The sequence below is a fragment of the Methylicorpusculum sp. genome (assembly GCF_030651835.1).
Classification (GTDB): Bacteria; Pseudomonadota; Gammaproteobacteria; order Methylococcales; family Methylomonadaceae; genus Methylicorpusculum.
Window position 1 is genome coordinate 1 of sequence record NZ_JAUSBX010000127.1, and the last position, 5387, is coordinate 5387.

A 5387-nucleotide genomic window follows, 5' to 3' on the forward strand; every position below is an offset into this window, starting at 1 on the left:
AACGCCTGGATCAGGATGTCGACATAAAGGTTACTGTCCGCCCACATCTTGCAAGTGTGGTCAATCCACACCTTATATAGCTGCCAAAAGTGCCTTACTCTCCTGATAGGGAATGGCAACATGGAATTTTTTCCAAAAAGCGAGAGCTACCCAGTGTAAAGATTTTCTTCGTTGGGAGTGCACTCAACCGCTGGCACTTTAATAAAGCGGCCACTCGGAATAGGCAATTTTTTATTTTTTGATCGACTCCAACCGACCCAAAAGCGACGGTCATGTTTGTCAACGCCTATGTCTTTTGTAATATATTTAGCTGACATTGGCAGTTCTTCAAACAACAGAGCAATAACCCATCAACTCTATCCTGTTTTGCCCACACATCATTCAGCGCCGGATGAGTCGCGAATTCTCGTAACAATCAAAGTAGCCAATAGAGCAAACATGCCCGAGCAAACAAAAGCCAAGTTGTAATTACTCAGCAGGCTATGTAGATACCCAGCAAAATAGGCGGCTGCGGCAGCACCGATTTGATGCGCACAACAAATCCAGCCAAACACCACGCCCACGTTACGTCTACCGAACAAATCGGCAGTTAAGGTCGAAGTGACCGGTACCGTGGAAAGCCAGTTCAAGCCGTAGACCACAGAAAACAGCATTAGCTGCTCAGTCGTCTCGACATAAGGCAAGCCGATCAAGGACAAACCACGCAACGCATAATAAAAACCCAGCAGTTTGCGATGGTTAAAACGATCGCATAGCCAGCCCGACAACAGAGTCCCCACGATGTCGGTAGCACCCATTAAGCCTAACGACATGGCCATGGTCATTTCGGAGAAACCGTGTTCGATGCCATGCGGTATCAAATGGGTTTGAAAAAGCCCCGATGTCGTAAAGCCGCAAATCGCAAAACTGAGCGCAAGCAACCAAAACTGGCCTTGAGCAACCACATTCCGCATACCAATCACTTTATCTTGCGGGGTGGTGTGCTCTAGAGATGGGGCGCCAAAAGCACGTAGACCTTTTTGCTCAGGCTCGTCTGCCAATAACCATGCCGCCAGCGGCAACACGAGCAACCCCAACAGTCCCGCCAGAATCAGCAGCGCAGGACGCCAGCCTAAATCGGTATTGATCTGCATCACCAAGGGTGTAAAGATCAATTGCCCAGATGAAAATGCAGCCCCCAGAATACCCAGTGCCAAGCCACGTCTTTCCAGAAACCAGCGATTGATCAATGCCGAACCCAGTACGATGGAGGTGCCTCCGGAACCAATTCCGACAATCAAGCCCCATAAGCAATAGAACTGCCAGAGTTGCTCAATCAGCGTACAAGCGCCCGCGGCCAGAGTTAATAGCGCAATGCTGATGACGCAAATACGCTTAGGACCGTAGAGATCCATCCATCGACCCAGCCACGGCCCGGAAAACCCAAACATCAATAAATTGACGGATATCGCGCCGCTGATTGCTGGCCGACTCCAACCGAATTCCTGTTCAAGTCCAAGCATCAAGATGCCGGGTAACGCGCGGAGTGCAGCGGCGACAAACAAACACAGGAAGGTCACCGCCAACACGATCCAGGCATAATGCACTCGGCCGGGTGCGCTCCGCGTCATGGAAAGATTCATGATGAACTTATTCGGCGTCTTCGATTTTGTCCAGCAGTTCAATCAGCCGGGTAACTCCTTGCAGCAGGATGCCGCCGACGCCCAAGGCAAACCATACCCCGATTACAAAGCCCCAATGAATAGGTGCCGCGAAGAATTCCTCGCGAAACCAAAAGGTATGTCCCCACTCATTGAAACCGACGCTGACCAAAATCATGAACGGCCCAAACACCGCTAAGGTCAACGGTAGCGAGATGCCTTTGGCATACAAGGGCAAGCGAGTTCTGGCATACAGCCAGGCACAACCGCCCAGGATCACGTAGAGCGGGAAGTTGAAGTAAAATTCGATGATGTGATTGGCGGTAAACGGCGTGTCGCGGATTGCCACCTGATGCCAGGAATTGTCTTGCTCGGCAAAATAACTGCCCGCCCAGTACACCGCAAAGGTGTAAATGCTGATCCACATCGTCAAGGTGAAATAGCGGCGAATCTCTTCCTTGGGTTCCAGTTGATCCAGTTGTCGGTCGCGCGACAGCCATAAATAACCCCAAAAGCCGCTGGCAACGGCGGCGATAATCACCAGTTCGATATAAAACAGCCGCATCCAGTATTGCTCGAAGGCCGGTTCCGTGGAATCCAAACCGTGCGCTATGGCAAAAGCGCCCTGATACAGCCGTAAACTGACGTAGATAACGGTTAATAGGGCAAAGCCCTTTAAATATTTGGGTAAGTCAATTAAATACCAAGGCAATGATTTTGGGTTTTCGGTGCTTAAGCTAACGTGTTCTGTCGTGGTAGCCATGTTCTGCTCCTGAGTTAAATGAATTTTGGAATGACGGCAGCGGAAATGCTGGAGATATAACGCATGCCCATCACGTCGTCGTAAAGAAACAGCAAACCACCCATACGGGAATCCGCATCGCGAATTAGGCCATCCAGTTTCTCCGACTCCCAGGCGGCATCGCGCACTTCGATGGTGACGGTGCGTTGTTCCCCAGGCGCTATGGGTAAGGCGTTATCCAGGCTCAGTCCGTTGTTGCTGACGTCGTCCTTGCCGGGGATGTAACCGACATCAGAAACATCGGCATTCATGAAATGCACGTTAGAGCTGGAGAATTCACCAATCCGAACCGCGCCTTGGCTACGGTTGTCAACCTTGACCAGAACCACCATGGCGCGCTGAGCGATGTTGTATTCCGCTTTTAGCGTGTCCACATTCACGGTCCCGGCATTGACTTGCGCCGGTAACGGTAAAATTTGATCCAGTCCGGCTTGCAGTGGGATGGCATCCGGATAACGATTGGTCGTGACGGAATTCAGCACCAACACCAAGACCGGTACGCCGACTAACAACCCCTTGGCAATCAACTTATCTCGCGGGGTAATCAGCTCATGTTCCAAACCCGCATCCAGCATTCGGTAACGGCTGATAAACAAAGGCCGACGTACCCACCATAATAGCCAGGCGGCCGCCAATGCGCCCCAAAACAGATGCCAGAACACGCCATTGGCGAAACCGAAACTTTCCATGTCGATCATTTCACCGCTGATAGTTGTAGCCGTATTGCTAAAATCATCTGGATTACCGCCGATTTCCAGCCAAACGCCGGGACCCATAACCTGTCCAGCGTCTTTCAGATTAAAAAACGGATGGATATGATAACGCCCTGGCAAACGTCCTTTCATAACCACCTTAAATTCGTAATCGCCGCCCAGCTGCAAGGCTACCGAGTTGGTCCAGGGTTTACCGTTCAGATAACGCTCGGTACGAATCAAAACCGGTCCGGGGGTGGAAATATTTAAAAATGCCGCTTCCGGCTTGGGTACACTAATCGGCCAATCCTCGGCGACATGAAACTTGCCGCTGACGCTGACTTCATCATTGACGTTGAATTTTTGTGTAGACCACTGCACGTCGTACCACTGAATAGTCCGCATCCTGATGAACGGCTCCAAGGCTTTCTCGCCGTGAGCCTGGGCGGATGGCATCGATAAACCGGACAATACAGTGAGAGCGATTAAGGCTAACAGCCAAGTTTTAAAATGCGTTTTCATGAGGGCTGCTCCTTAAATTTTGGTCAGATAACGGGTACTGGCAAACCACTTGCCGATATGCCACCACAGCGGGTACATCAGTGAACACAGCAGCGCCGAACAGAATGCAGACAGCGGCGTCGCATACTGACCATAGGTTCGTAAAGTGCCGCGTTCGATGATGCGCAGGTATTCCGGCATGCCGGTACGGATATATTGAAAACCGAACAAATCGGCAATCGTGAGCTGACTATTGGCAACTTCGATCGGTTGATGGAACATGCCGAAGATAGGCCAGTTGCTGGGGTAAAACAACAGCGCAAAGGCCGCTCCACCAAAGATGGAAGTAATGGTCAAACTATTGGTTAACATCAACAGCGCGTCGAGCACTAATGCACCCGGCACCATGGTCGCTGGCAACACCATGTTGATGGGGAAAAAATTCCAGTAGTGATAGGCAAATACGCGGGTAACCCAGGTGCCCAGCAATAACGCGGTGACGCATAAGGTTGCACCGAAAGGCAGTCGAAACTTATCCCATAAGACGGCTTGCACGGCGGCGGGAAAGGTAATGCCGATCAGCGGTGTCACCAACGGCCACCATTGCCTGTCCTTCCAGTCGACCCAGAAGTCCCAGTCGCCGACGGTCAGGGCAAAATGCAGATGAAACGAACCTATGAATAAAAACAGGGCCAAAACCAAGATCAGATAATCGTAGGCTCTGGCCAGCCGGGCTTTTTCGCCTTGGTAGGGTTTAAACGTTGAAATTGGAATTTGTGCGGACATAGTAGATTCCCCTAGGGTGTCTTGGAGTAAACGACAGGTGTCGTATGATCGATTGGGCGGGTCGCCAACCGCTGGCAATCCTTGGGGGGTTAAAACCTGAATGGCTAGTCGACGCGCTCGCGGTATAAGGTAGGGTGAAAGCGTCCGCTTGTTAAATGTATAAGCTTCATCCCACCATCAAGACTGTTCATGTCGAACATTCTGGATTTTGGTTACTATGAAGCCTGTTTTTTTGGTGAGGATTGAATATGTCCAATCTCCGCAACTTCGATCTGAACCTATTGTTGGCTTTCGATGTGTTGATGCAGGAACGCAATGTCACCCGTGCTGCCGAGCGCATGTTCGTCACGCAATCGGCGATGAGTCACACCCTGCATCGTTTACGCCAACAATTGGATGATCCGCTCCTGGTCAAAACGCCAAGCGGCATGCAGCCAACCGATCGCGCATTGGCGTTAGTGGCTCCCGTGAGTAGTCTGCTGCTGGAAATGGACCGACTGCTGGAACCGCCGCAAGCATTCGATCCGGCATCCAGCCAGCGCCGATTTACGATTGCAGCTACCGATTACATGGAATTTTTGCTGTTGCCTGAGTTATCCCGTTTGATCGAGCAAACCGCACCCGGCGTTAATATTCATGTCAAGCGCACGGAATCGGCGTTTCCGATGACGCCTCTGGAAAATGGCAGTTTGGATGTGGTGCTTGGTTTTGCGTCGGTTTTGGAGCCGCCGGCCCAGTTAAATTGCGAACATTTGTTTGTCGACCAGATGGCCTGCGTAGTCCGTTCAGACCATCCGAAAATCCGTCAGGCACCTTCATTGGATGACTATTTAGTGTCTGAAAGAAAACTCAATTTTTTATAATTTCGCCGTTGCTTTGATGACGATTTTCCGGGAATTTTGCCTTCAGATCGAACGCTCAGACACGCTGATTGCGTCTAATTGAGAAACATTCCTATTTGCGCCG

5 protein-coding genes are annotated in these 5387 nt (G+C 50.9%); 1 reads left to right on the forward strand and 4 read right to left on the reverse strand.

Features of this window, described 5'->3' with window-relative positions; translation table 11 throughout:
• Positions 1-377 precede the first annotated feature (377 nt).
• Genes Q7V32_RS16475 through amoA form a run of 4 tightly spaced genes read right to left on the reverse strand, consistent with a single transcriptional unit; the run spans position 378 to position 4421 of the window.
• Positions 378-1610: an MFS transporter gene (locus Q7V32_RS16475; RefSeq protein WP_304898071.1), complete on the reverse strand. Its 1233-nt coding sequence runs from the start codon at positions 1608-1610 to the stop codon at positions 378-380.
• Positions 1611-1629: 19 nt separating this feature from the next.
• The gene (gene amoC / locus Q7V32_RS16480) at positions 1630-2403 is read right to left on the reverse strand and encodes a bacterial ammonia monooxygenase, subunit AmoC (protein WP_304898072.1); all 774 of its coding nucleotides are present in this window, start codon (positions 2401-2403) and stop codon (positions 1630-1632) included.
• A 14-nt stretch (positions 2404-2417) separates the two neighbouring features.
• The gene (gene amoB, locus Q7V32_RS16485) at positions 2418-3656 is read right to left on the reverse strand and encodes a bacterial ammonia monooxygenase, subunit AmoB (protein WP_304898073.1); all 1239 of its coding nucleotides are present in this window, start codon (positions 3654-3656) and stop codon (positions 2418-2420) included.
• Between the two features lie 12 nt (positions 3657-3668).
• Positions 3669-4421 carry a bacterial ammonia monooxygenase, subunit AmoA gene (gene amoA / locus Q7V32_RS16490; RefSeq protein ID WP_304898074.1) on the reverse strand — a complete coding sequence of 251 codons (753 nt, stop codon included), beginning with the start codon at positions 4419-4421 and terminating at the stop codon, positions 3669-3671.
• Between the two features lie 248 nt (positions 4422-4669).
• On the opposite strand from amoA, the gene Q7V32_RS16495 reads away from it, so the two are divergent.
• A complete protein-coding gene (locus Q7V32_RS16495) occupies positions 4670-5284 on the forward strand; it encodes a LysR family transcriptional regulator (protein WP_304898075.1) in 615 nt (204 codons plus the stop codon).
• Positions 5285-5387: the final 103 nt, after the last annotated feature.

Bases quoted from the DNA above. Each gene is read 5' to 3' on its own strand.
- amoC (WP_304898072.1), bottom strand. From the start codon at position 2,403: ATGGCTACCACGACAGAACACGTTAGCTTAAGCACCGAAAACCCAAAA.
- amoA (WP_304898074.1), bottom strand. From the start codon at position 4,421: ATGTCCGCACAAATTCCAATTTCAACGTTTAAACCCTACCAAGGCGAA.
- amoB (WP_304898073.1), bottom strand. From the start codon at position 3,656: ATGAAAACGCATTTTAAAACTTGGCTGTTAGCCTTAATCGCTCTCACT.
- Q7V32_RS16495 (WP_304898075.1), top strand. From the start codon at position 4,670: ATGTCCAATCTCCGCAACTTCGATCTGAACCTATTGTTGGCTTTCGAT.
- Q7V32_RS16475 (WP_304898071.1), bottom strand. From the start codon at position 1,610: ATGACGCGGAGCGCACCCGGCCGAGTGCATTATGCCTGGATCGTGTTG.